We start from the raw sequence: 24,070 nt of genomic DNA on the forward strand, positions 1-24,070 counted from the left end.
AACGCCCCAGGCCATCGAGACCCAGGGCGGTGAAGATATCAAAGACCCGTTTTCCGGTAAATCGCAATGCGGCTCCGCTTAAGTGAACAGCATTGGGGCATTGCCCGGCTTTTTGATGGCTTTGTGGCGGCTTGGCACCTGTCTACGAGCTGTCGCGAGAGGCCGTCAGCAAGATAAAGAGCAGTGCAGAAGTCTTGATCACGACCTGGCAGTCAGATCGTGACAGATTCTCAGCGCTGGAAGGGGTAGACGGAACCCAGTTTCAGGATCTGGGTCAGCTCGTCCAGGGCGGTGCGGGTCTCCAGCACCAGGGAGGGGTCCCGCAGATCGTCCAGCGCCAGGCTGTCGCGATAGTGCTTCTCGACCCACTGATCCAGGCGGGCAAACTGGCTGTCGGTGATGAGGCAGGCCGGGTTGACCGCGGCGAGCTCGGTGTCGTTCATGGCAACCCGCAGACGCAGACAGGCGGGGCCGCCGCCGTTTCTCATGCTCTGCTTCACGTCCATGTAGTGGACGTCCTTGATGGGGGTGCCCAGGGTCACCAGCCTGGCCAGATAGGCGGACACCGCCGGGTTGTCGCGGCATTCGGTGGGGGCGATGATCGCCATCTCGCCGGATGGCAGGGTGAGGATCTGGGTGTTGAACAGGTAGGATTTCACCGCATCCTGCACCGACACTTCGCTGGTCGGCACTTCGATGAAGTGCAGCTCACCGTCGCCGAACTTGGTACGCACCTCGGCCAGCGCCGCCTCGGTATGGAGGAACGCCTGCTGGTGGAAGAAAAGCACGTTCTGGTTGCCCACCGCGATGACGTCGTTGTGGAACACCCCCTGATCGATCACGTCCGGGTTCTGCTGGATGAAGACCGCACTCTCATCCCCAAGGCCATGCAGGCGGGCGATGGCCTGGCTCGCTTCCAGGGTCTGGCGGGCCGGATAGCGTTTGGGGGCGGGCTGGGAGACGTCGAAGGCGCTGCGGCCGTAGACGAACAGCTCGACCCCCGCTTCGCCATAGGCGCGGCACAGCCGGGTGTGGTTGGCGGCGCCTTCGTCACCGAAGTGGTCGTTCTCCGGCAGATGCTGGTGGTGATAGAAGTGGCGATCGTTGTTGAACACGGCCCGCAGGATGCGCCCGGTCACCTCGGGCTCCAGGGAGCGGTGGAACTTGTTGGTCAGGTTGGCGGGGGTGAAGTGAATGCGGCCATCCTGGGTGTCGGCGCTCGGCGAGACGGTGGCGGCGTTGGCAGTCCACATGCTGGAGGCGGAGTAGCAGGCGGCCAGCACGGCGGGGGCCTGTCTGGCCGCCTGGGTCAGGACGCTGGCATCGTTGCCGGTGAAGCCCAGGCGGCGCAGGGTCGCGAGATCCGGTCTCTCCTGTGGCGCCAGCACGCCCTGCACCATGCCGAGGTCGGTCAGCGCCTTCATCTTGCGCAGCCCCTGCTTGGCCGCTTCCTTGGGGTTGGAGGCCTCTTTGGCGTTGCTCTGGGAGGCGACGTTGCCATAGGAGAGGCCGGCATAGTTGTGGGTGGGGCCGACCAGGCCGTCGAAGTTGACCTCGAAGTGCTTCATGATCACATCCTTTCGATTTTTATATGGGGAGCGGTTCCTTCCGCGCACAAAGCTGCGGTGTGCGGCCATTATAAAGAGATTTCATCCTTTGTAACAAGCTGATAACCAGAATGGGTTTTTATGTCACAAGGGTGGCTGGATATGTCATTTCCAATCTAAAAAAGGGGGGGATATAGCATAAAAACAAAAAAGCGGTTGCTTCCCGCGCCCCGGCTTCGCATTAATAAATAAAGAAGCAGGGCGGTTCGGGCTGTCGGGCAAATTGACCCGCAAGATTGCTTTTTCCCGTCAAATCTCTTATACAGCCCCACAAAACCGCACGCCAACCCCGTCGGGTGCAATGAGGATAATAGTTACAGCATGGGCAAATCACTGGTCATCGTGGAGTCTCCGGCCAAGGCCAAGACCATCAACAAATATTTGGGCAAGGACTACGTGGTGAAATCCAGCGTAGGCCACGTGCGCGATCTGCCGACCAGCGGCAGCGCCAGCACCGAGCCCAAAAAACCTGTCATTCGCGGCATCAAGCTCAGCGAATCCGAGAAGGCGGCCAAGGATCGCAACGCCCTGTTCTCAAGGATGGGCATCAACCCGACCGCAGGCTGGCAGGCCAACTACCAGATTTTGCCCGGCAAGGAAAAAGTGGTCAGCGAGTTGCAAAGTCTGGCCGCCAAGGCCGACACCATCTATCTCGCAACCGACTTGGATAGAGAGGGGGAAGCGATCGCCTGGCACCTGCGCGAGATCATCGGTGGCGACGACAGCCGCTACAAGCGCGTGGTGTTCAACGAGATCACCAAGAGCGCCATCCAGGAGGCGTTCGCCCAGCCGTCCGAGCTGAACATTCACCGCGTCAACGCCCAGCAGGCCCGTCGTTTCCTCGACCGGGTGGTGGGCTACATGGTCTCCCCGCTCTTGTGGAAGAAGCTGGCCCGCGGCCTCTCCGCTGGTCGGGTGCAATCCGTCGCGGTGCGCCTCATCGTCGACAAGGAGCGGGAGATCAAGGCGTTCGTGCCGGTGGAGTTCTGGGATCTCAACGCCGACCTGCTCACCGCCGAGAAGAGCGAGCTGCGCATGGAGGTGGTCAGCCGCAATGGTGCCGACTTCAAGCCGGTGACCCAGGCCGAGACCTTCGCCGCCGTGGCGGCCCTGGAAGGGGTCGACTACAAGGTGGTCAACCGGGAAGACAAGCCGACCGGCTCCAAGCCGTCCGCTCCCTTCATCACGTCCACCCTGCAGCAGGCCGCTTCTACCCGTCTGAGCTTCGGGGTCAAGAAGACCATGATGATGGCCCAGCGTCTCTATGAAGCGGGTTACATCACCTATATGCGTACCGACTCCACCAACCTCAGCAAAGAGGCGGTGGATGCGGTGCGGGAATACATCGGCGAGCAGTATGGTGCCGCCTACCTGCCGAGCGATCCGAACCTCTACGGCGCCAAGGCCAATGCCCAGGAGGCCCACGAGGCGATCCGCCCCTCCAGCGTCCAGGTGACTGCCGAGATGCTGGAAGGGATGGAGCCCGATGCCATGCGGCTCTATGACCTCATCTGGCGCCAATTTGTCGCCTGCCAGATGACCCCGGCCCAGTACGACTCCTCCACCCTGACCGTCAAGGCTGGGGAGTTCGAGCTCAAGGCCCGTGGCCGCACCCTGCGCTTCGCCGGCTGGACCAAGGCCCTGCCGCCCATGGGCCGCAAGGGTGAAGACAGCCAGCTGCCGGCGGTGACCGTCGGCGAGGTGCTGAAACTGGTCAAGCTGGATCCGCGCCAGCACTTCACCAAGCCGCCCGCCCGCTTCACCGAAGCGGCCCTGGTACGCGAGCTGGAAAAGCGCGGCATCGGCCGTCCGTCCACTTACGCCTCCATCATCTCCACCATCGTCGACCGTGGGTATGTGCGGGTCGAGAGCCGCCGCTTCTTCGCCGAGAAGATGGGGGAGATCGTCACCGACCGCCTGGTGGAAAACTTCGTCGAGCTGATGAACTACGAGTTCACCGCCAAGATGGAAGACAAGCTCGACGGCATCGCCGAGGGGAGCCTGGAGTGGAAGAAGGTGCTCGACGCCTTCTACGCCGAGTTCACCCAGGAGCTGGAGCAGGCCGACAAGCCCCATGAAGAGGGGGGCATGCGTGCCAACCAGATGGTGTTGACCGATATCGACTGCCCGGATTGTGGCCGCAAGATGGGTATCCGTACCGCCACCACCGGCGTCTTCCTCGGCTGCTCCGGCTATGCCCTGCCGCCCAAGGAGCGCTGCAAGAAGACCATCAACCTGGTCAGTGCGGACGAGTTCGTCTCCGCCACCGACGGGGACGAGGCGGAAACCGATGCCCTGCGTGCCAAGCATCGCTGCGGGATCTGCGGCACCGCCATGGACGCCTACATCATCGACGACAGCCGCAAGCTGCACGTCTGCGGTCGCAACCCGGATTGCGATGGCTACGAGGTGGAGCAGGGGCAGTTCAAGCTCAAGGGCTACGAAGGGCCGAGCATCGAGTGCGATCGCTGCGGCTCCGAGATGCAGCTCAAGAACGGCCGTTTCGGCAAATACATGGGTTGCACCAACGAGAGCTGCAAGAACACCCGCAAGATCCTGAAAAATGGTGACATAGCGCCGCCGAAGGAAGATCCGGTACCCCTGCCCGAGCTGAAATGCACCCAGTCCGACGCCCACTTCGTGCTGCGGGACGGCGCTGCCGGTCTCTTCCTGGCCGCCAGCAACTTCCCCAAATCCCGCGAGACCCGTGCGCCCCTGGTGGAGGAGCTCAAGCGTTTCCGCGATCGCCTCTCTCCCAAGCACCAGTACCTGGCGGACGCCCCGGCGTCAGATCCTGACGGAAACGCCTCCGTGGTGCGCTTCAGCCGCAAGACCAAGGAGCAGTACGTGATGACCGAGGTCAACGGCAAGGCGACCGGCTGGACAGCCCATTACGACAACGGAAAATGGCAGGAGAGCCTGCCCAAGGCGAAGAAAGCCTGATGGCGACGCCGCTCACAGCATGATGAAAGAGGCCCCTTGCGAGGGGCTTCTTTGTTGGTGGATGGCGATATACTGGAATGGCTGCATGGATGGCAGCGCAAGACAGGGAGTTGTCATGGAGATACATGAAATACGGCCGGGCATGACCTGCCTGACCCGTGAAGGGACAGCCTATGTGCTGGAGGTGGACAGACAGAGTCTGCTGGTGCTCTTGCAACGGGAGGATGAGACCATCCCGGTACAGGTGCGCAGCGATGACATTCTGGGACCCATTGCCAGCGACTAGGGAAGAGAACGTGACGGAGGGCGATCACAGAGGCCCTCCCTTTGTTGCAAGAGCCCCCATCCCTTCGGGACGTGCCAGCCTCGTCAGAAGGGAACCAGAAAGAGCAGCTCGGCCAGGTCGGGCTGCCACTGCCACTCCCGCATCCTGACCCGCCCGCCAATCACGGGCACCCCCTCCTCCTGCAGCAGCCCCGCTTGCCTGTCAAAGCCTGCGGATCCTTTTGGCAGCGAAATGGTGCCTGCCGCCCCCAGCACCCGGTGCCAGGGCAGCACCTTGTCGGTCTCCCGCAACACCTTGCCCACCAGTCTTGCTCGTCCGGGCAGGCCCGCGAGATCCGCCACCTGGCCGTAGCTCACCACGCGGCCGGGGGGGATCAGGGCCAGGATCGCCTCGATGCGGGCCGTCTTGTCCAGAGGGGGCGCGTTCGTTCTCATGATGATGGCTCGTCAAAAACAGCAGAAGCGCCATTGTGGCGCTTCTGTCATGGGGCTTGCAATCTGTCAGCCGAAGGTCTGGCTCAGTCCCCTGAGCTCGCGGGCCCGCCTGAGCAGCTCCTGGCTGGAGTCGTCCACCGCCTGGATCTTCTGGCTGTTGGCACGGGAGTATTCGGAGATCTGGTGGATGTTGCGGCTGATCTCCTCCACCACCACCTGCTGCTGCTCCGCGGCGGCGGCGATCTGGGTGGAGAATTCGGTCACCTGATCGATTTCCCCCAGCACCAGGTGCAGGTTGCCTGATCCCTGGCGGGTCATCTCGACACATTCCCGGGTCTGGGCCAGGTTGTCCTGCATCATGCCCTGCCAGCGCTCCAGGGTGTGCTGGATCTGGCTGATGCTGCCCTGGATCTGCTCGGTCGCCTTGTGGGTACGGGTCGACAGGGTGCGCACCTCGTCCGCCACCACCGCAAAGCCGCGCCCCTGCTCGCCGGCACGGGCGGCCTCGATGGCGGCGTTGAGGGCCAGCAGGTTGGTCTGCTCGGCGATGCCCTGGATTTCACCCATCACGCTGCCAATGCGCTCCGACTCGCTGGCGAGCTCCACCGCGGAGTGGAAGGCCTGCTCCGCCTGGCTGGCCAGCCTGGTCATCTGCTGCTGGGTCTGGTCCAGCTGTTCCACCGTGCTCTGGCAACTGCTGCGTGCCTCGGTCACCTGGCCGTTGGTGTCCTGGATGTTGCGGGCGATTTCGTGGGCGGTGCTGGCCATCTGGGTCATGGCGGCCGCCATCTGCTGGGTCTGGGCATCCTGCTCGTTGATGTCGAGGAAGGCGCGATGTGAGGAGTCCTGCAGATCGGTTGCCAGGGCCTGAAGCGGATGGGTGGCATCGTCGACCCGCCCCAGCACGGTGCGGATCCGGGCTTGCAGCATCTTCAGGTGAAAATCGGCGATGGCACCCGGGGCATCCCCCGAATAGACCAGCCGGGTCAGGCTGTCATATTGCTGACCGAGCTGCCTGAGATAGCGGGGCAAGGCGATGAGCTCGCGCCAGTAGGCGCCCGCAATGACGAGGGGGGGAAGCAGCATCAGCAGCGCGGTGAGGGGGCCCTGGGTGAGGGCGGCCCAGACCAGCAGCGCCAGCAGCGGCAGGCCGAGCATCAGCGGCCTGAAACGGCGCAGCGAGGGGCGGGCCGGGGTGCCCCGTTGCTCGGCCGAAAGCAGGGCCCGATAGGCCTGGGCGGCAGCCTGCTTGAGCTGGGGGTCGGGCTTGCAGCGCACCGACTGGTAGCCGCTTATCTTGCCGTGCTCGTAGATGGGGGTGACGTAGGCGTCGACCCAGTAATAGCGGCCATCCTTGCAGCGGTTTTTCACCACTCCCCGCCAGGGGTTGCCTTCCTTGAGGCGATCCCAGAGGTCGGCGAAGGCGGCCTTGGGCATGTCGGGGTGGCGAACCAGGTTGTGGTTGTGGCCGACCAGTTCATCGACCTGGTAACCGGCGATGCGGCAGAAGGCGGGGTTGGCGTAGGTAATGACGCCGCGCAGATCCGTGGTGGAGACGAGTTGCACGTCGGCGGGAAATTCCACTTCACTGTCCACGACCTGGGCGTGTTTGCGGGCCATAAGGGTAAGCTCCGATCTGTTTGCTGATTGTTATTGTGGCGGAACCGCAGGGAGGTGCATCCCCTGTCTGGTTTCATCGGGGGCCTTATTTTGCCAACAAAGGCAGATGAAAAGTAGGGGCTAGGTTGGGTTTTTGTTGTCGATGGGTAAAAAAACGGCGACCAAAAGGTCGCCGAAAAGAAAAAGATAACACTACCTCTGTGGCACCCGGTAACGCACTTGCAACTGGTCGAGGATGTGCAGCTGGCCGGGCAGACGGGCGACGAAGTGCTCCCACACCTTGCGGGCGGGAGTGCTCCAGGCCACCTCTGCCGTGGCCAGCATGCGCGGGAACAACATGTAGTCGAGACGATCGCGAGAGGTGATCAGTTCCGACCACAAGGGGCTCAGCACCCCCAGGATGTTATCGTTGGCATGGAAATCGGCCGGTGCAGGATCGCATGCATGCACCTGCGCCAGGTTGAGGGTACCCGCCCAGTAGAGTCCCGGCTCGTGGATGTCCTGACTCCAGGCGAGATCCAGATAGAGGTGCTGGGCAGGCGCCATCACCACGGGGTAACCGGATGCGGCGGCATCCAGGCCGGCCTGGAAGCTGGTCCAGGCGAAGACGGTGGCCTCCCGGCTCACCTTGTCACCGTGAAGTATCTCCTCCCACCCCAGCATCTGCTTGCCCTTGCGGGCCAGGTATTGCTGGCAGTGGCGCAGCAGGTGGCCCTGCAGCTCGCGGTAATCCTGATACCCTTGCTCGGCCATCAGCTGCTGGCAGGCGGGACTGTCGGTCCAGACGCCGGTGGGCACTTCGTCCCCCCCCATGTGAACCTGACTCCCGGGGAAGAGATCGCACACCTCGTCCATCACGGCGTCCAGGAACCGGTAGGTGCCGGGCAGGGCCGGGTTAAGCACGTTGTCGTCGAAATATTGCACCGAGAGGTAGCGGGAGCGGTCTGCCTCTTCCACCAGCAGCTCGGGCAGCGCCTTGATGGCGGCGTGACAGTGCCCCGGGATGTCTATTTCCGGAATGATGGTGATGCCAAGCCCGGCGGCGTAGGCGACCAGCTCGCGCACCTCGCTCTGGGTGTAGTAGCCGCCATAAGGGTCGGGGCCGCCGCTCAGCTGGGGCCCCACCGCCAGGCCATGGCCGCGCCAGGCTCCCACGGCGGTCAGCTGGGGGAAGGCCTTGATCTCCAGGCGCCACCCCTCGTCATCGGTCAGGTGCCAGTGGAAGCGGTTGAACTTGTAGAGGCTCATCTGCTTGAGCAGGCGCTTGAGGGTGGCGATGGAGTGGAAGTGGCGGGCACAGTCGAGGAAGATGCCGCGAAAACCGAAGCGCGGTGCATCCCGCACCGTCAGGCAGGGCAGGCTCTCTCCGTGTTGCAGCGCCCACTGGGCCAGGCTCACCAGCCCGTGGCGCCAGCCCGCCTCGCCGGCGGCCCGGATGACGATCTCATCAGGGGTGATGGTGAGCTCATACCCCTCGGGGAGAAGTGTCGCCTCGACGAGGTGGATCTCCGCATCGTGATCCTGGGTCAGGGCCAGGCCCGTCAGCTCGTTGAAATGGGCGAGCAGGGAGGCGAGGGGTACGGGGCCGTCGACGTGGGCCCGCTCGGCCAGCCGGAAGTTGCCTTCTGTATAAATCAGGTGGGCGGGCTGGGGCACGAGGCCGTTGACGGCCTCCACCTGTGGCAGGTCGGGGCCCGGGGAGGGCGGGTTGGTCAGGCCAAGGTCTTCCCCCTCCAGCACCAGGGGTTGCAGCTGTCCCTTGCTCTCCAGGCTCAGGAAGAAACCCTTGGGCATATCGGAGTCATGCTTGAGCGGGGTGTTGCGACAGCAGAAGCGCAGCTCGCTCACCCCCTCATGGGGCACCATGACCTTGTAACTGCCGCTCTGGCGCTCCAGGGAGCCCCCTTCGATCGAGTGGGGATCGATCTGGCGGGCGAGGCAGAAGTGGAGTTTCCAGGGGGCTGCTGGCAGCTGGCTCAGGGTGAAGCGAAACCAGACATCGTCACCGTCACGGTGATCGACCCGGGTGTGGATCAGGGGTGCGGACATGGGAATTCCTCTGATGGGGTGAAGGAAACGGGAGCCTGTCCCGCAGGGGTTGTCGGCCCGGCAAGGCTCAGGGATGCAGACATGGCAGCGCCTCCGTCCTGGCAAACAGGATGGCCCCCTCCAGCGCGTCGCGCTTGGGGGCGACCAGATGGAAGTGGCCCAGACGGGGGGCGAGGCGCGTGCCGATGCCGCCCAGCAGGGCGATCCGGTCTGCCCCGAGCTGGGTCATTCCCTCCAGCAGCATGCCGAGCTGGGCACAGGTCTCATCCAGCAGGGCGGTGGCGAGCTCGTCCCCGTCGCTCGCGGCATCGAACACCCAGGGGGCGAAGCGGCCATAGTCGGCCGGGATGGCGCGGGCGGCCCAGCGCACCACCTCGGCCTGATCCCGCTTGAAGTGATCCATCAGGCGCACCGCCAGGGTGCTGGGGGGCAGGATGCCGTCGTGGCAGAGCAGGGATTGCTGGATGGCGCGCAGCCCGAGCCAGGCGCCGCTGCCGAGATCCGAGACGGGGAATCCGCGACCCGAGCAGGTGCGAAGGCGTCCCTCCCGGTAGATGAGCCCCGCCGAGCCGGTGCCCGCGATCAGGATGGCCCCCTCCTGGCCGTCGAAGGCGCCGAGGCAGGCACCAAAGGCATCGGAGGTGAGCTTCACCCGCGCAAACGGGAAGGGCATGGTCAGCATGGCGTAGTAGCAGTCGGCGAGCTCGGCGGAGGCGAGTGCGAGCCCGACTCCCATCCGCTGTTCGCTCTCCCTGGGCAGACCCGCGTCGATGCGGGCCTGATCGATGGCAGCCAGCACATGGCCGTGGGCGAGGGCGATGCCCAGCTCCAGATTGGAGCCGGCGGCGCGCCCCTCGCCGAGCAGCTTGCCTGCGTTGTTGCGAATGCGGGCCCGGGTGTGGGTGCCGCCGCCGTCCACCCCGACCCAGAACTCAATCATGGGAGCCTCCCTGCACACTCTGCCAGGTGATGGCCAGGGTAAATCTGGCTGGCGGTATGGAGGAGCCAGGGCTCTCCCCGGTGCCAGTGATGTGTGAACCGCTCTCAATCATGGTGGCCTCCTTGTGTGCTCTGCCAGGTGATGGCCAGGGCGAACCAGGCGGCGTGCGGGATCCATTGCTCCCCCCAGCGCCAGTTCTGATCCAGCCGATCCTTGTACGCCTCTGGAATAAAGGCCACGTCATTTTCGTCATCGAAGCCGGCGGTGATGCCGTTGCAGATCCCCCCCTGCGCATTGGGGTAGCCGGCGGTGTATTCCGGGTTGTTGATGCCCTGACCCGCCAGCATGCAGGCGTTGAAGGGGTTTCTCCCCAGGATCCAGTCGAGCTGCTGCTGGCCGAAGGTGCGCAGCAGTGCGCTCTGCCCGGGCAGGTGCTGTGCGGCAGCAAATGCCATGGTGGCGAGCGACGCCAGCCGGGCGTTCTCCCCCTGCCACCAGTAACCGGATTCGTTGTGGTGGGGCATGAAAAAGCTCACCCGGGGCGCCTCATCGACCCCTTTCACATACTGGCGGGCGAGAGCGAAGGGATTGCCTGCCCGGGCCGCGAGGGCCAGCTCGGCCGCCAGGGCCTGCTCGGCGACGGTCCTGGCCGCCCACTGGCGCGCCGGATCCGGCTCGATGGCGAGATACTCCAGCAGCGCCAGCACCGGCAGGCCCGCCTCGGCGGCGTGGTAGTAGGGGCGAGAGCCATCGTCGTTGGCGGCCCAATGATGGCCGAGATCGGGGTGGGCGCGCTGGCGGGCGCACAGCCGGCCGGCCCGATCCCGCGCCTCGGCGAGCCACTCGGCGCCCAGCGTTCTGGTGAGCTCGACCGCCGCCAGCAGGGAGCAATAGTCGTCGATGATGTTCTCGACCCCGTCATCCAGGTAGGCGAGGTTGTGCTCGCGCAGGTGCAGGTAGCCGCGTCTTGCCGCCTCGGCGTACTGGCTTGTGTCAAGGTCGCCGCCAATCGGTTCCCGGGCGGCGCGGGCCAGGGCGGCGATGGCCATGCCGCCCCCCTGGCGAAAACCCGCCTGCCAGCGGGCGGACTTGATCCCCTGCTGGGTCGCATAGGCGCACAGCTCCCGCTGCTCGGGATCCTTGCTCCACTTGTCGAACAGGGTCATGTAGAAGAAGCCGCGCTCGTCCTGCATTCGGCAGAGAAAATCCGCCCCGTGCAGCCCCTCGTCATTGAGCCGTTTACACAGGTTCATCCCGTCGATATCGCGACGTGTCGCCAGGAGTTCCCTGCACTTGAGCAGGGACCAGACCACCATGGGGGTCTGCTGGGGATTGAGGTAGTTGGCGTAGGATAGGTGACTCAGGTACTTGCTCATGTCGCCGCTGGCGTCGAACCAGCCGCCATGTACGTCCCGGCGCTGATCGGTGCCAAAGAGGCGTGCCCTGCGGTCCGCCCGGTCGAAGGTGCCGCTGGCGCGTTGTCCCTTGAAGTAGTGGATAACATCGGAGAGGCAGCGGCGCGCCAGCAGCCCTCGGTCGATGGCAAAGGGGGGGGATCGCACCAGACGCTCCTGCGCTCCCGTGGTCACGACGGCCTCCAGCCGGTAGTGGCCGGGCTCGGTGAAGGCGGAGAAATCGGCCCGCCAGTAGTGGCGCCCCTGCCAGCCGGGGACGCATCCCGCTGCCACCAGCGGCGTCTCCAGCAAAAGGTGGTCGTCCTGCTGGCGCAGCAACCTGACGTGGCCGCGGATATCGAGGTCGGCGCCGCACTGCAGCAGGGCGCTCTTCTCCCCGTGACATTCGTAACCCACCTGGTTGATCAAAAGTTCCATCAAGGTCTTACTCCGAAGGCTCGCCCCTGACGGGCGAGGCTCATTGCGGGGCCTTGCGGCCCCGACGCGAGGCATGGCCGGGCGACGGCGCCCGGCCGCGGGCCTGCTTACCCCTGTTCGTGGAGGTAGCAGCGCACGAAGTGGTTGTCGGCGAGCCGGGTCACCGGGGGCAGGCTCTCCTTGCAGCGGGGCATGGCCTGATGGCAGCGCCCGGCAAAGGGACAGCCACGGGATTCCGGGGTCCAGAGCGGGATTTCCCCCTTGCGGCCTCCCTCCAGCTCGGCGTGGATGCTCTTCTCGGGATCCGGCACCGCCGAAATGAGCAACTGGGTGTAGGGGTGCTGGGGGTGGTGCAGGATCTCGTCCACCTCTCCCCACTCCACCATGTGACCCACGTACATCACCGCCAGATCTTCCGCCACGTAGCGGGCGGTGGCGATGTCGTGGGTGATGTAGAGCATGGAGACGCCGAGCTCGTTCTTCATCTGCTCCATCAGGTTGAGGATGCCGATGCGAATGGAGACGTCGAGCATGGAGGTGGGCTCGTCCGCCAGCACCACTTCCGCCTCCACCGCCAGGTTGCGGGCGATGTTGACCCGCTGGCGCTGGCCGCCGGAGAGCTGGTGCGGGTACTTGGCCGCGGTCGCCTTGGCGGGGGTCAGCCCCACCTTTTCAAGGAGGCCATAGACCATGTCGGGCAGATCCCGCTTGTCACTCACCTTGCTGTGCAGCAGCAGGGGGCGGGCGATGTGGTGGTAGATGGTGTGGGTCGGATTCAGTGAACCGAACGGATCCTGCCACACCATCTGCACGCTCTGGCGATAGTCCAGCAGGGCGGTGCCCTTGTTGAACTCCTCGAGGTCGCGGCCACGGTAGAGGATGCGGCCGTTGGAGAGCTTGTACATCTTGGCGATGATCTTGGCGATGGTGCTCTTGCCGGAGCCGGATTCCCCCACCACTGCCAGGGCGCGCCCCCGGTGCAGGTTGAAGGTGATGTCGGACAGTGCCCGCATCTTGCCGCTCTTGATGGCGTTGGAGTTGACGGCGAAGTCCTTGTAGAGGTGCTGGACCTCGATGATGGGCGCGTCGGTTTGGGCGATTTGCATGACAGACATCCTTAACAGCCAGCGGCCTTGTCCAGATGGATCGGAAGATCCGGTTGTTCCTCTGCTGCCTCATGAAGGTGACAGGCAGCCTGTTGGCCGGGCCGGATCTCGGCCAGCCGGGTGTATTCCTGGCGGCAGCGCGCGTGCACCCTGGCGCAGCGTGCCTGGAAGCGGCAGCCCACCGGCACCTCCAGCAGATTGAGTGGGCTGCCAGGGATCCCCTCCAGCACGGTCTTGGGCCCGTGCAGGGGGGGGGAAGGAGTTGCCAAGGCCCCGGGTGTAGGGGTGCAGGGGCGTGGTCAGGATCGCCTTGGCTGGCGCCACCTCCACCAGCTCGCCCGCGTACATGATGCCGATGCGATCGCAGAACTCGACCATGAGCGACAGGTCATGGGTGATGAAGAGGATGGAGAAGTTGAACTTTGCCTTGAGCGCATAGACCTTCTGCAAAATCTCCCGCTGCACCACCACGTCCAGCGCCGTGGTCGGCTCGTCCATGATCAAGAGCTCGGGGTTGAGGGCCATGGCGATGGCGATCACCAGCCGCTGGCGCATGCCGCCGGAGAACTGGTGCGGGTAGTCCTTGAGCCGGCTCGGGTGGATGTCGACTATCTCCAGCAGCTCCTGGGCACGTTTGATCGCCTCATAGCGGGTCATGCCGGGGTTGTGGGCCAAGAGCACGTCGCAGAACTGCTCTTCCATGCGCAGCACGGGGTTGAGCGCATTCATGGCGGACTGGAATACCACGCTCGCCTGGCGCCAGCGGTAGCTGCGCAGTCGCTCGTCATCGAAGCCGAGGATGTTCTCTCCCTTGAACAGGATCTCGCCGCCGCTGATGTAGGCGGGCGGCTTGTGCAGCCTTGCCACCGAGAAGGCGACCGTGGACTTGCCGCAGCCGGACTCGCCGGCGAGGCCGAACACCTCACCCGGCATGATGTCAAAACTGACCGAATTGACGGCGCGCACGTCGCCGCTCTCGGTGATGTAGTCGACGCAGAGCTGGCGCACCGACAGCAGGGGTTGTTGCGGCTTCATGCTGTCTTCTCCTGAGCAGTGATGGGAGTGGCAAGTTGCTTCCAGCGACGCAGGCCCTTGTGGGAACGAAGCTGCGGGTTGGCGATTTCGTCGATGGCGAAGTTGAGCATGGCCAGACCCGCCCCCAGGGTGGCGATGGCGAAGCAGGGGGCCAGGATCTCCCACCAGGCGCCCACCAAGATGGCGCTCGAGGTCTGGGCGTTGTAGAGCATGATGCCCCAGCTCACGACGGTGGGGTCGCCCAAGCCCAGGAACTCCAGGGTCGCCTCGGTGACGATGGCGTAGATGATGGACCCGATGAAGCTCACCCCGATGATGGAGATGAGATTGGGCAGTATCTCCACTAGGATGATGCGCCAGGCCGGTTCACCCAGCACCTCGGCGGCGATGACGAACTCCTTCTCCCGCAGGGCCAGGGTCTGGGCGCGGATGACCCGGGCGCCATAGGCCCAGGAGGTCAACCCTATGATGAGGGCGATGACCATGGGGGAGGCCTCTCCGATGAAGCTTGCCAGCACCAGCAACAGGGGGAGGTTCGGGATCACCAGCACCACGTTCATCAGGAAGGTGAGGCACTCGTCCACCACGCCGCCGAAGTAGCCGGCGGTGATGCCCACCGTGATGGCCAGGGCGCACACCAGCAGGCCTGCCCCGAAGCCCACCATCAGGGAGATACGGGCGCCGTTGGTGAACTGGGCCCAGAGATCGTGGCCCATGCGGTTGGAACCCATCACCAGCTCCACGCTGGGGGGCTGGTGGGGGCGGGCGACCCGCTTGGTGGGTTCGTTGCTGGCGAGCAGCGGGGCGAACAGGGCCATCAGCACGAAGGTGACCACGATGGCGAGGCCGAAGGCGGCCTTCTTGTTGCCCAGCAGGATTTTCAAGATAGTCGGCATACGCATCTTATTTGCCTCCTGTACGCAGACGGGGATCTAGGAAGACGTAGAGCACGTCCGCCAGGAAATTGAAGCTGAGCATGGTGATGGTCATGATGAGCAGTTGCCCCTGGATGAGGGGGTAGTCACGGGCCAGGATGCCCTGATAGAGGGTCAGTCCCAGGCCGGGGTAGTTGAAGATCACCTCGGTGATGAGGGATCCGCCGATGACGAAACCGAGTGCCATGGAGAGGGTGGTGACGCTGGGCAGCACGGCGTTGCGGGCGCCGTAGTTGAAGATCACCCGGTTGCTGGAGAGCCCCTTGGCCTTGGCCATGGTGATGTAGTCCTCGCCCAGGAGGTTGATCATGTTGTTGCGCATAGTGATGAGAAAGCCCCCTACCTGCACCGCGGCCAGGGTGCCCACCGGCATGATGGCGTGCAGCAGGATGCTCTTGATGTGTTCCCAGCCAAAATCGGCGGGGATCTCGGGGCTGTAGGCGTAGCCGATGGGCAGCCAGCCGAGGCTCACGCCGAACAGGAAGAGGGCGAGCAGGGAGACCACCACGGGGGGGATGGCCTGCATCACCAGGGTGAGCGGGGAGAGGATGCTGTCCATGCGTCCGCCCCGGTACCAGGCGGCGAAGATGCCGACGATGGAGCCGATGGAGAAGCTCAGAATGGTGGAGGTGCCCACCAGGAACAGGGTCCAGCCGATGGCGCGGCCGAGGACGTCGGCAACCGGTTGGGGGTAGTAGCGCACCGAGGTGCCGAGATCCCAGGTGAAGACGCTCTTCACATAGGTGAGAAACTGGGTGCCGATGGGGCCGTCCACGAAACCGAAGGTGGCTTTGAGGGCTTCCAGTGCGGCGGGTTCCATCATGGCGCCGGCCCGGGCAAACATGACGGAGACGGGGTCCCCCGGCATGGCTCTGGGTAGCAGGAAGTTGATGGTGGCGGCCACCAGGAAGGCGACCAGATAGAAGGAGAAGCGTCTAAGTATAAATCCCATGGTGATACCTTTTACTGCAAGCCTGCCCCGCGCCGGGCAAAGCTCCCCCAACCCCGGCAGGTGCGGGGGATGGAAGACATGGCGGGGAAGAGGGCCCCCCGCAGGGGGCCGGGGTGATTAGCTGTTTGGCTTGAGTGACAGCACGTGCAGCAGACGTTCCGGGGTGTCCGGGTGTACCTGCGGCTTGGCGACCGGGTTGTCGGCACTGAACCAGCCATTGAAGCGCTTGGTGCTGTATTCGTACCAGGTCGGGTTGTTGAACACCGGGATGATGGTCTGGTTGGCCCCGACACGCTCCTGGATGGCGAACATGATCTCCTTCTGCTTGGCGGCATCGGCGGTCTGGGTGAAGTCGTCGATCAGCTTGTCGAGCTCGGGATCCTTGTAGCGGGGCGCCGCGAAGCGGTTGCCGCGCTCACCCATGTTGCGGGAGTGGAAGGCGGTCTCGAAGTACTTGTGCGGGTTGGCACCGGCAAAGTACCCCTGCAGGGCGACGTCGAAGTCACCGGTGATCAGGGACTCGGTCCAGACGGTGGCTTCCGGGGTGGCGGTCTTGGCGTTCAGGCCCAGGGCCTGCAGGCCTTCGACCCCGATCTGGACGGTGTTGACCCAGTCGGTCCAGCCGTTTGGCACCAGCACCTTGAACTCGATCTTCTTGCAGCTCGGGGTGTCGAGGAACTTGTCGCCGTCACAGTCCTTGTAGCCCGCCTGTTTCAGCAGGGCCTTGGCCCCTTCCAGGTCGAACTTGTTGTACTTGCCGTACTTCTTCTCGACGTCCGGGTTGTCCCAGGAGGCGAATGCCTTGCCAAGCCCTGACGGGTACTCGTTGACGGTGGGGTAGCCGTAGCCTGCGATGTCCACCATGGACTGGCGGTCCATGGCCATGGAGAAGGCGCGGCGGAAGTTGATGTCGTTGAAGGCTTCGTGGTTGCCCGGGTTCTTGCTCTGGAAGTTGACGTTGAACGCCACTGTGCCGGAGGCGGGGAACCAGTACTTGTTGTTCTTGGGATCGTTGCCGACGTAGAGGCGCTCGATGTCCGGTACGAAGGAGCCGAACCAGTCCACGTCACCCTTCATCACGGCGGCCAGTACCTGGTCGTTGGTGGCCATCTGCGGCATGCGCAGGCAGTCGATGGAGAGGCTGGCGTTGTCCCAGTAATGCGGGTTGCGGCACTGGGTGTAGAGCTGGGCGGAGAAGTTGTCCACTTCGGTGAAGGGACCGGTCCCGACCGGCTTGTCGTTGGTGAAGGCCACCGGGTCTTTCACCGACTTCCACTGGTGTTCCGGCACGATGGGCACCAGCACCAGGTCGTTTACCACGTTGGTGTTGACCTCGGCCAGGTCGAATTTGACCTTGTGGTCACCCAGCTTCTCGACACCCTTGATCTGGGTCCAGATGGAGCGCTCGTCCAGCGCCTTGTTGGCCTTGACCAGGTTGAAGGAGAAGAGGATGTCGTCGGCGGTGAAGGCTTCACCATCGGACCACTTGACCCCTTCGCGCAGGTCGAAGGTGACGGATTTCAGATCATCGCTGAAGGCGTAGTGGGTAGCCAGACGATAGACGGGTTTGCCACCCTGCATATCGTTGAAGATCACCAGCGGCTCATAGATGAAGTGACGGGTGGTGTGGAGCAGACCCGCTTGCAGGAAGGGGTTGAAGTTCTTGACCCATGCGGTTTCCTGCTGGGCAACCAGGGTCAGCACCGTCTTGTTGTCGGCGGCCATGGCTGTGCCGGTGGCACCGGCAAGCAGAGTTCCCAGCATGACTGAGGTTGCGATTTTGGATACTTTGGCAAGCATATTTTTTCCTTTCTTATTGGTCTTCCATGGTTTTGGAATGGAGCACCGACATCGCATGCTTGGATACCGGCCCTCGCTGTTGGTCAGGTTTTGCACCCTTGTAGTTGTGTCGTCCAACGCCCTTAGAAAAGCAGAATTAACAGGAAAACAACAACTCTTCATTTCGTCGATATCGTAAAAATTGCACGGCGCACGTCATTATCGTCAAAATGTATTTTTAATCCTTTTAAATTATACAGTTGCATTAATTCTCACAAAGTAAAAAGTCACCTTGCTACTCCCTGTGACAACGATAATGTGAGCTGGATCGTGCTCGTTTTTTCCCCGTTGACACGGCTTATTTTTGCGCAGGAAACAAGCGGCTCATGTGGCAGGAGAGAAGTGTGCGCTGGTTCACGGGCGCGTGCGAAAAGAGGGAGGGGAGGGAGATCGGTGATGAGGGGCGGGACAGGGGATGACAGGGGGGCATGCAAGAGCCTGACGGGCGGCGGACATTAAAAAAGCCAGTCGGTGAGACCGACTGGCTTTGAGGGGGAGTGGCGTGATTATTCCACCAGGCTGGCCCAGAGGTCGTACTCGTCCGCTTCGTCGATGCGGACCTTGACCATGTCGCCGGGCTTGAGGCCGGTTTCACCGTTCAGGTAGACCAGGCCGTCGATCTCGGGGGCATCGGCGGCGGAGCGGCCGGTGGCACCCTCTTCGTCCACCTCGTCGATCAGCACCAGCATCTCTTTGCCCACTTTACGGGCCAGCTTGCGGATGGAGACCTGCTGTTGCAGCTCCATGAAGCGCTGGAAGCGTTCTTCCTGCACCTCGGCCGGCACCGGATCCGGCAGCTCGTTGGCCTTGGCACCCTCGACCGGGCTGTATTTGAAGCAGCCAACCCTGTCCAGTTCCGCCTTGTCGATGAAGTCCAGCAGCATCTGGAACTCTTCCTCGGTCTCGCCGGGGAAGCCGACGATGAAGGTGGAGCGCAGGGTGATCTCGGGGCAGATCTCGCGCCACTTCTGGATGCGCTCCAGGGTGCGCTCGACGGAGCCGGGGCGCTTCATCAATTTGAGGATGCGCGGGCTGGCGTGCTGCAGCGGGATGTCGAGGTAGGGGAGGATCTTGCCGTCGCGCATCAGGGGGATGACGTCATCCACGTGCGGGTAAGGGTAGACGTAGTGCAGGCGCACCCACATGCCGAGCTTGGCCAGCTCTTCGCACAGGGCCACCATGCTGGTCTTGACCGGCATGCCGTCGTAGAAACCGGTGCGGTGCTTGACGTCCACGCCGTAGGCGGAGGTGTCCTGGGAGATCACCAGGATCTCCTTCACGCCAGCCTCTTTCAGGCGCTTGGCTTCGGCCAGCACTTCGCCGATGGGGCGGCTCACCAGATCCCCGCGCATGGAGGGAATGATGCAGAAGGTGCAGCGGTGGTTGCAGCCTTCGGAAATCTTGAGATAGGCGTAGTGGCGCGGGGTCAGCTTGACGCCCTGGGCCGGCACCAGGCTGGTGAAGGGGTTGTGGGTGGGTTTTTCCACGTATTTGTGGACGTGGCCCAGCACCTCTTCATAGGCGTGGGGACCGGTGATCTCGAGCACCTTGGGGTGGATCTCGCGGATCTGGTTCTCTTTGGCACCCAGGCAGCCGGTGACGATCACTTTGCCGTTCTCGGCCAGGGCTTCACCGATGGCTTCCAGGGACTCCTGCACCGCGCTGTCGATGAAGCCGCAGGTGTTGACCACCACCAGCTCCGCATCGTCATAGCTGGGCACCACGTCGTACCCTTCGGTACGCAGCTGGGTCAGGATGCGTTCGGAATCGACCAGGTTTTTGGGGCAACCCAAGGAGACGAATCCTACTTTGGGGGCCTGTTTTGTGTTGGACATCGCTCAATCACTCTTAGGTGGCTCTTATTCAAGGGCGCGGATTTTACCGGAATGGCTAACCAAAAACTATACAGCCGACACGTCGGAAGCGAACAATCTCTTTGTCCGGGGACGCGGGGTGGGGCGGGCGTGACATGACCACGGGCAGGGAGGGAGCCGTCGCCAGTGCGGGCGGGATCACGATCCCTGTGCGCCGTCACCATTTGGCAGGAGGGGCAAAACGGGTGTCACTATACTCCCAACAGGCCTACAGAAGGATGTGCGGGATGGAGAGTTCATTTGGTGAGAAAGTGCAGAATGTGCACGCCACCCTCAGGCAGCGGTTTGACAAGTTGAGCCGGGTGGCGATCGCCATCTACGACCCGCAGACGGACCAGCTCAAGACCTTTGCCCACAGCACGGACGGGGGCTCGCCGCTGTTGCAGTACGAGGTCAGGCTGAGCGAGGTGCCTTCCCTGCGCTACCTGGCCGAGCACCAGCAGCCCAGGGTGCTCGATACCCTGGATTCCCTGCTGGGCTCCCCCTCCGAGCACAGCCGCAAAGTGCTGGCGGCCGGGTACGCGTCGAGCTATACCGAGCCGCTGCTGCTCAACAGTCGCTTGTTCGGCTTTCTGTTTTGCGATGCCAAAGAGCTCGGTTACTTCGATGGCGCCATTTGCGGTGAGCTGGCGGCCTATGCCCAGATCCTGGCGGCCATCATCGCGGTGGAGTTCTTTTCCATCCAGACCCTGAACGGGGCCCTGACCACGGTGCGGGAGTTCAGCCGCTACCGGGACGAGGAGACCGCCAATCACCTGCACCGGATGTCGGCCTATTCGCGGTTCATCGCCCGGGAGGTGGCAGCCCATTACCCCTTGAGTGACGAGGAGGTGGAGTTCATTCACCTCTTCTCCGAGCTGCACGATATCGGCAAGATTGCGGTGCCCGACGCCATCCTGCTCAAGCCGGGCAAGCTCACGGCCGAGGAGTACGGGGTGATGAAGACCCACCCCTTCAAGGGACGGGAGATGATCGCCCTGATGATCCGCGAGTTCGGCCTCGACGGCATCCATCACACCGACATGCTGAAGAACATCATCGCCTACCACCACGAGCGTTTCGACGGTCAGGGTTACCCGGAAGGACTGGCGGGGGAGGCGATCCCCCTGGAAGCCCGCATCGTCGCGGTGGCGGATGTGTTTGACGCCCTCACCAGCGAGCGACCCTACAAGCAGGCCTGGCCCCTCGAAACGGCCTTTGAATACCTCAAGACCCATGCCGGCAGTCAGTTCGACCCTGTCTGCGTCGCGGCGGCGCTGCAAAGCCGGGAGGCGTTTTGTGCCATCCATCGGCAATATCGGGATCCCGTGATCACCTGATTGCGCCCCTCTCTCCTCCCCGGTTTCTCCCGGATTCCCCAGGCCCCGTCATCTGACGGCGGGGCCCTGGGGCCCTCTCTCGTTTCATCGCCTTTAGGTGCATCCGGCGCCGGGGTTGTTCTGCGGCATTGCGGCATTGCGGCTTTGCGGCGAGGCAGGGCGCCGCGGTGAGCGGGGCGGCCAACGGGAGGATTGTCCGGGGTAAGGTCATAAGAGTGCCTTATAAAAAGAGGCCAGATATTAGCCATATGACTGGCATGAGGCCGCTAGTGGGCACGACATGGCCGGGGCGGCGCCTCTGGCGGCCTGTTCCGCCGCGATGCCGACTCGGTGGTGACGCTTTGATCATTTCAATAATTCTTGTATAGTTGAAATGAAGCATTCAAGGGGGGAGACCCATGAACAAAGAGACGGCCACCAAGGTCTTTGAATCGCTGGCTTCCGGGATCCGGCTCGAGGTGTGGCGACTGCTGGTCAAGGCCGGGCTGGAGGGGCGGGTCGCGGGGGAGCTGGCCGGCGAGCTCGACATCGCCCCCAATACCCTCTCGTTTCACCTCAAGGGGATGCTCAACGCCGGGTTGCTGTCGGTGGAGCAGGAGGGGCGCTTTCTGCGCTACCGCGCCAACATCCCCCTGATGCTGGGGGTGATCGCCTACCTCACCGAGGAGTGTTGCGCTGGTCATCCCGAGGCGTGCGGCCTGCTGCCCGCCGGGCCCGGCAGCGCTTCCCGCGCCGAGGGGTCGTCGCCCTGCTGCGGCGAGTCGTAACGGGCCAGGGCGGGCTGTCGATGCCCATGCGCCGTGTCATTCATCTATCCAACCTGGGGTGCGAGCGTGGATCGCACCGGGAGTCATCATGTCTGCAAGCTGTGAGGCCAAGGCAGCCCCTGCCATCGGCTTTTTTGAACGTTATCTGACCGCCTGGGTCGCCCTCTGCATCCTGGTGGGCATTGGTCTGGGGCAGGGGTTACCGAGCCTCTTCAAGGCCATCGGCGCCATGGAGGTGGCCAGGGTCAACCTGCCGGTGGGGCTGCTTATCTGGGTGATGATCATCCCCATGCTGCTCAAGATCGACTTTGGCGCCCTGCACCAGGTGAAGGGGCACCTCAAGGGAATCGGGGTCACCCTCTTCATCAACTGGCTGGTCAAGCCCTTCTCCATGGCCTTCCTCGGCTGGCTCTTCATCCGCGTGCTGTTTGCCGACTGGCTGCCAGCGGATCAGCTGGACAGCTACGTGGCTGGGCTGATCCTGCTGGCAGCGGCCCCCTGCACCGCCATGGTGTTTGTCTGGAGTCGCCTCACCAACGGCGATCCCTACTTCACCCTGTCGCAGGTGGCGGTGAACGACCTCATCATGGTGTTTGCCTTTGCCCCGCTGGTGGCGCTGCTGCTCGGGGTCTCCAGCATAGTCGTGCCCTGGGATACCCTGCTCACCTCGGTGGTGCTCTACATCGTCATCCCTGTCATCCTCGCCCAGCTGCTGCGCAAGGTCTTGCTGAGAAAGGGGCAGGCCCATTTTGACGGCGTCATGACCCGCATCCAGCCCTGGTCGGTGGCGGCCCTGCTGCTCACCCTGGTGCTGCTGTTCGCCTTTCAGGGCAACGCCATCATCGAGCAGCCGCTGGTCATCGCCCTCCTGGCGGTGCCCATCCTGATCCAGGTGCTGTTCAACTCCGGGCTCGCCTACTGGCTCAACCGCAAGGTGGGGGAGAAGCACTCGGTGGCCTGCCCTTCCGCTCTGATCGGAGCCTCCAACTTCTTCGAGCTGGCGGTGGCCGCCGCCATCAGCCTGTTCGGCTTTCATTCGGGCGCGGCGCTCGCCACCGTGGTCGGGGTGCTCATCGAGGTGCCGGTCATGCTGCTGGTGGTGCGCGTGGTCAACGCCAGCAAACCCTGGTACGAGGCGGGACTAAAGCGCTAACGGATGGCCACTAACCCATTTCTATTCACTTGAGTCATGAGAGACAGGTAAATGAGTGCAATCACTATCTATCACAATCCAGAGTGCGGCACCTCCCGCAACACCCTCGCGCTGATTCGCAACAGCGGTGTGGAGCCCACCATCATTCACTATCTGGAGACGCCCCCCTCCCGCGACGAGCTGGTGGCCCTGATCGCCGCCATGGGCATGCCGGTGCGCGATCTGCTGCGCAAGAACGTGCCCCCCTACGAGGCGCTGGGGCTGGCAGAAGATCGCTTCAGCGATGACGAACTGATCGATGCCATGCTGGCCCACCCCATCCTCATCAACCGGCCCATCGTGGTCACCCCCCTCGGCACCCGGCTGTGCCGCCCGTCGGAGGTGGTGCTCGATATCCTGCCCGACCCGCAGCAAGGGGCCTTTGCCAAGGAGGATGGCGAGCAGGTGGTGGACGGCCAGGGCAAACGGCTTCGTTGAGCCCCTGCGCGTCAGCGTCTGACCCGCGCCGGGGGGATGCCCTTAACGGGCAGGCGCCAGATCTGCTACTGTGACCTTCGACTCATCACAGAGGGTGGAAACAATGAAGATTCGATTCCTGGTGATAGCCACGGCACTGGCGCTGGCCTCAACCCCCGGTCTGGCCGACTGGGCAAAGCTGAAGGAGGCCGCCTCCGAACTCGGTACCGCGGTGAGCGATACCAGCAAGGAGGCGTGGAAGGGGATCACCGATTTTTCCAAGGAGACCTGGGAGTCGGTGTCCAGCTGGGGGGCCGAGGCCTACAACAAGGCGGGGGCCTGGACGGCAGAGAGCGCGGCCACCGGCAAGGAGTGGCTGACCGCCGCCGACAAGAAGCTCGACACCATGCTCGAGCCCAAGACCCCGGAGGAGGCGAGAACCGCCCTCGATACCATGGCCGATACCGCCCTGGTGCGGCTGTTCAACGAGCAGCCTTCGGCCAAGTTGCTGTTTGACAAGGCTTATGGCTATGCGGTGTTCGACTCGCGCAAGTTCTCCCTGATGATCCACACCAATCAGGGGGCCGGGGTCGCCGTCAATCGCACCAGTGGCAAGCACACCTACATGAAGATGTTCGGTGCCGGTCTCGCGGCCGGGATCGGCGGCAAGTTCTACCAGCAGGTGATCCTGTTCGAGGACAAGGCGAGGTTCGATGCCTTCGTCAGCAAGGGGTGGGAAGCCACCTCCGAGGTGGGCGCCGTGGCGGGCAAGGAGAGCGCCGAGCTCACCGCTAAGTACAATGGGGGCATGGCCATCTACCAGATTGGCGAGAAGGGGCTGTTGCTGGACGCCAACATCTCGGGCTCCAAGTACTGGTTGGATGATGACCTGAACAAGTGATCCCTGCCGATCTGATTCGTTT

18 protein-coding genes and 1 pseudogene are annotated in these 24,070 nt (G+C 63.5%); 7 read left to right on the forward strand and 12 right to left on the reverse strand.

The features are described 5' to 3' along the window. Positions 1–230: 230 nt before the first annotated feature. Positions 231–1,568, reverse strand: coding sequence for an N-succinylarginine dihydrolase (gene astB, locus PG887_RS07110; protein WP_270821399.1), 1,338 nt, complete (start codon positions 1,566–1,568; stop codon positions 231–233). A 360-nt stretch (positions 1,569–1,928) separates the two neighbouring features. Here astB and topA point away from each other — a divergent pair, with 360 nt between their 5' ends. After that, positions 1,929–4,550 carry a type I DNA topoisomerase gene (gene topA / locus PG887_RS07115; RefSeq protein ID WP_039040523.1) on the forward strand — a complete coding sequence of 874 codons (2,622 nt, stop codon included), beginning with the start codon at positions 1,929–1,931 and terminating at the stop codon, positions 4,548–4,550. Between the two features lie 115 nt (positions 4,551–4,665). Then, positions 4,666–4,836 carry a hypothetical protein gene (locus PG887_RS07120; RefSeq protein WP_164882089.1) on the forward strand — a complete coding sequence of 57 codons (171 nt, stop codon included), beginning with the start codon at positions 4,666–4,668 and terminating at the stop codon, positions 4,834–4,836. An 83-nt stretch (positions 4,837–4,919) separates the two neighbouring features. Here PG887_RS07120 and PG887_RS07125 read toward each other — a convergent pair whose 3' ends face one another. The 11 genes and pseudogenes from PG887_RS07125 to rimO form a co-directional block, all read right to left on the reverse strand. After that, positions 4,920–5,270, reverse strand: a complete 351-nt coding sequence (locus PG887_RS07125) for an MGMT family protein (protein ID WP_048207207.1) — start codon at positions 5,268–5,270, stop codon at positions 4,920–4,922. A 66-nt stretch (positions 5,271–5,336) separates the two neighbouring features. Beyond that, a complete protein-coding gene (locus PG887_RS07130) occupies positions 5,337–6,890 on the reverse strand; it encodes a methyl-accepting chemotaxis protein (RefSeq protein WP_103243539.1) in 1,554 nt (517 codons plus the stop codon). A gap of 192 nt (positions 6,891–7,082) precedes the next feature. Next, on the reverse strand, positions 7,083–8,939 hold the full coding sequence (locus tag PG887_RS07135; protein ID WP_270821400.1) for a beta-N-acetylhexosaminidase: 1,857 nt from the start codon (positions 8,937–8,939) through the stop codon (positions 7,083–7,085). A 67-nt stretch (positions 8,940–9,006) separates the two neighbouring features. Then, a complete protein-coding gene (locus tag PG887_RS07140) occupies positions 9,007–9,879 on the reverse strand; it encodes a BadF/BadG/BcrA/BcrD ATPase family protein (RefSeq protein ID WP_270821402.1) in 873 nt (290 codons plus the stop codon). 104 nt (positions 9,880–9,983) lie between these two features. Next, a complete protein-coding gene (locus PG887_RS07145) occupies positions 9,984–11,711 on the reverse strand; it encodes a glycoside hydrolase family 9 protein (RefSeq protein ID WP_270821403.1) in 1,728 nt (575 codons plus the stop codon). Between the two features lie 107 nt (positions 11,712–11,818). Continuing rightward, positions 11,819–12,817 (reverse strand): ABC transporter ATP-binding protein, encoded by a 999-nt coding sequence (locus tag PG887_RS07150; protein ID WP_039040529.1) that lies wholly within the window; start codon positions 12,815–12,817, stop codon positions 11,819–11,821. A gap of 11 nt (positions 12,818–12,828) precedes the next feature. Then, positions 12,829–13,852: pseudogene (locus PG887_RS07155) on the reverse strand (ABC transporter ATP-binding protein). Next, positions 13,849–14,754, reverse strand: coding sequence for an ABC transporter permease (locus tag PG887_RS07160; protein WP_010673904.1), 906 nt, complete (start codon positions 14,752–14,754; stop codon positions 13,849–13,851). Before PG887_RS07160 ends, PG887_RS07155 begins: the two are co-directional and overlap by 4 nt. 1 nt (position 14,755) lies before the next feature. Continuing rightward, positions 14,756–15,739: an ABC transporter permease gene (locus PG887_RS07165; RefSeq protein WP_270821404.1), complete on the reverse strand. Its 984-nt coding sequence runs from the start codon at positions 15,737–15,739 to the stop codon at positions 14,756–14,758. A 117-nt stretch (positions 15,740–15,856) separates the two neighbouring features. Further along, entirely contained in the window at positions 15,857–17,539 is a 1,683-nt protein-coding gene (locus tag PG887_RS07170) for an ABC transporter substrate-binding protein (RefSeq protein ID WP_039040531.1), read from the reverse strand. Between the two features lie 545 nt (positions 17,540–18,084). Next, positions 18,085–19,413: a 30S ribosomal protein S12 methylthiotransferase RimO gene (gene rimO / locus PG887_RS07175; protein ID WP_010673908.1), complete on the reverse strand. Its 1,329-nt coding sequence runs from the start codon at positions 19,411–19,413 to the stop codon at positions 18,085–18,087. Positions 19,414–19,679: 266 nt separating this feature from the next. On the opposite strand from rimO, the gene PG887_RS07180 reads away from it, so the two are divergent. From PG887_RS07180 to befA, 5 genes are all read left to right on the forward strand, one after another. Further along, on the forward strand, positions 19,680–20,771 hold the full coding sequence (locus tag PG887_RS07180) for an HD-GYP domain-containing protein (RefSeq protein ID WP_109113209.1): 1,092 nt from the start codon (positions 19,680–19,682) through the stop codon (positions 20,769–20,771). 398 nt (positions 20,772–21,169) lie between these two features. Then, positions 21,170–21,538, forward strand: a complete 369-nt coding sequence (locus tag PG887_RS07185; RefSeq protein WP_039039917.1) for an ArsR/SmtB family transcription factor — start codon at positions 21,170–21,172, stop codon at positions 21,536–21,538. Between the two features lie 88 nt (positions 21,539–21,626). After that, positions 21,627–22,691, forward strand: a complete 1,065-nt coding sequence (arsB, locus tag PG887_RS07190; protein ID WP_143237231.1) for an ACR3 family arsenite efflux transporter — start codon at positions 21,627–21,629, stop codon at positions 22,689–22,691. Positions 22,692–22,742: 51 nt separating this feature from the next. Next, positions 22,743–23,168: a glutaredoxin-dependent arsenate reductase gene (gene arsC / locus PG887_RS07195; protein WP_113977750.1), complete on the forward strand. Its 426-nt coding sequence runs from the start codon at positions 22,743–22,745 to the stop codon at positions 23,166–23,168. 103 nt (positions 23,169–23,271) lie between these two features. Continuing rightward, on the forward strand, positions 23,272–24,048 hold the full coding sequence (befA, locus tag PG887_RS07200) for a beta cell expansion factor BefA (RefSeq protein WP_041212621.1): 777 nt from the start codon (positions 23,272–23,274) through the stop codon (positions 24,046–24,048). Positions 24,049–24,070 lie beyond the last annotated feature (22 nt).

The organism is Aeromonas sp. QDB14 (assembly GCF_027707845.1).
Classification (GTDB): Bacteria; Pseudomonadota; Gammaproteobacteria; order Enterobacterales; family Aeromonadaceae; genus Aeromonas; species Aeromonas caviae.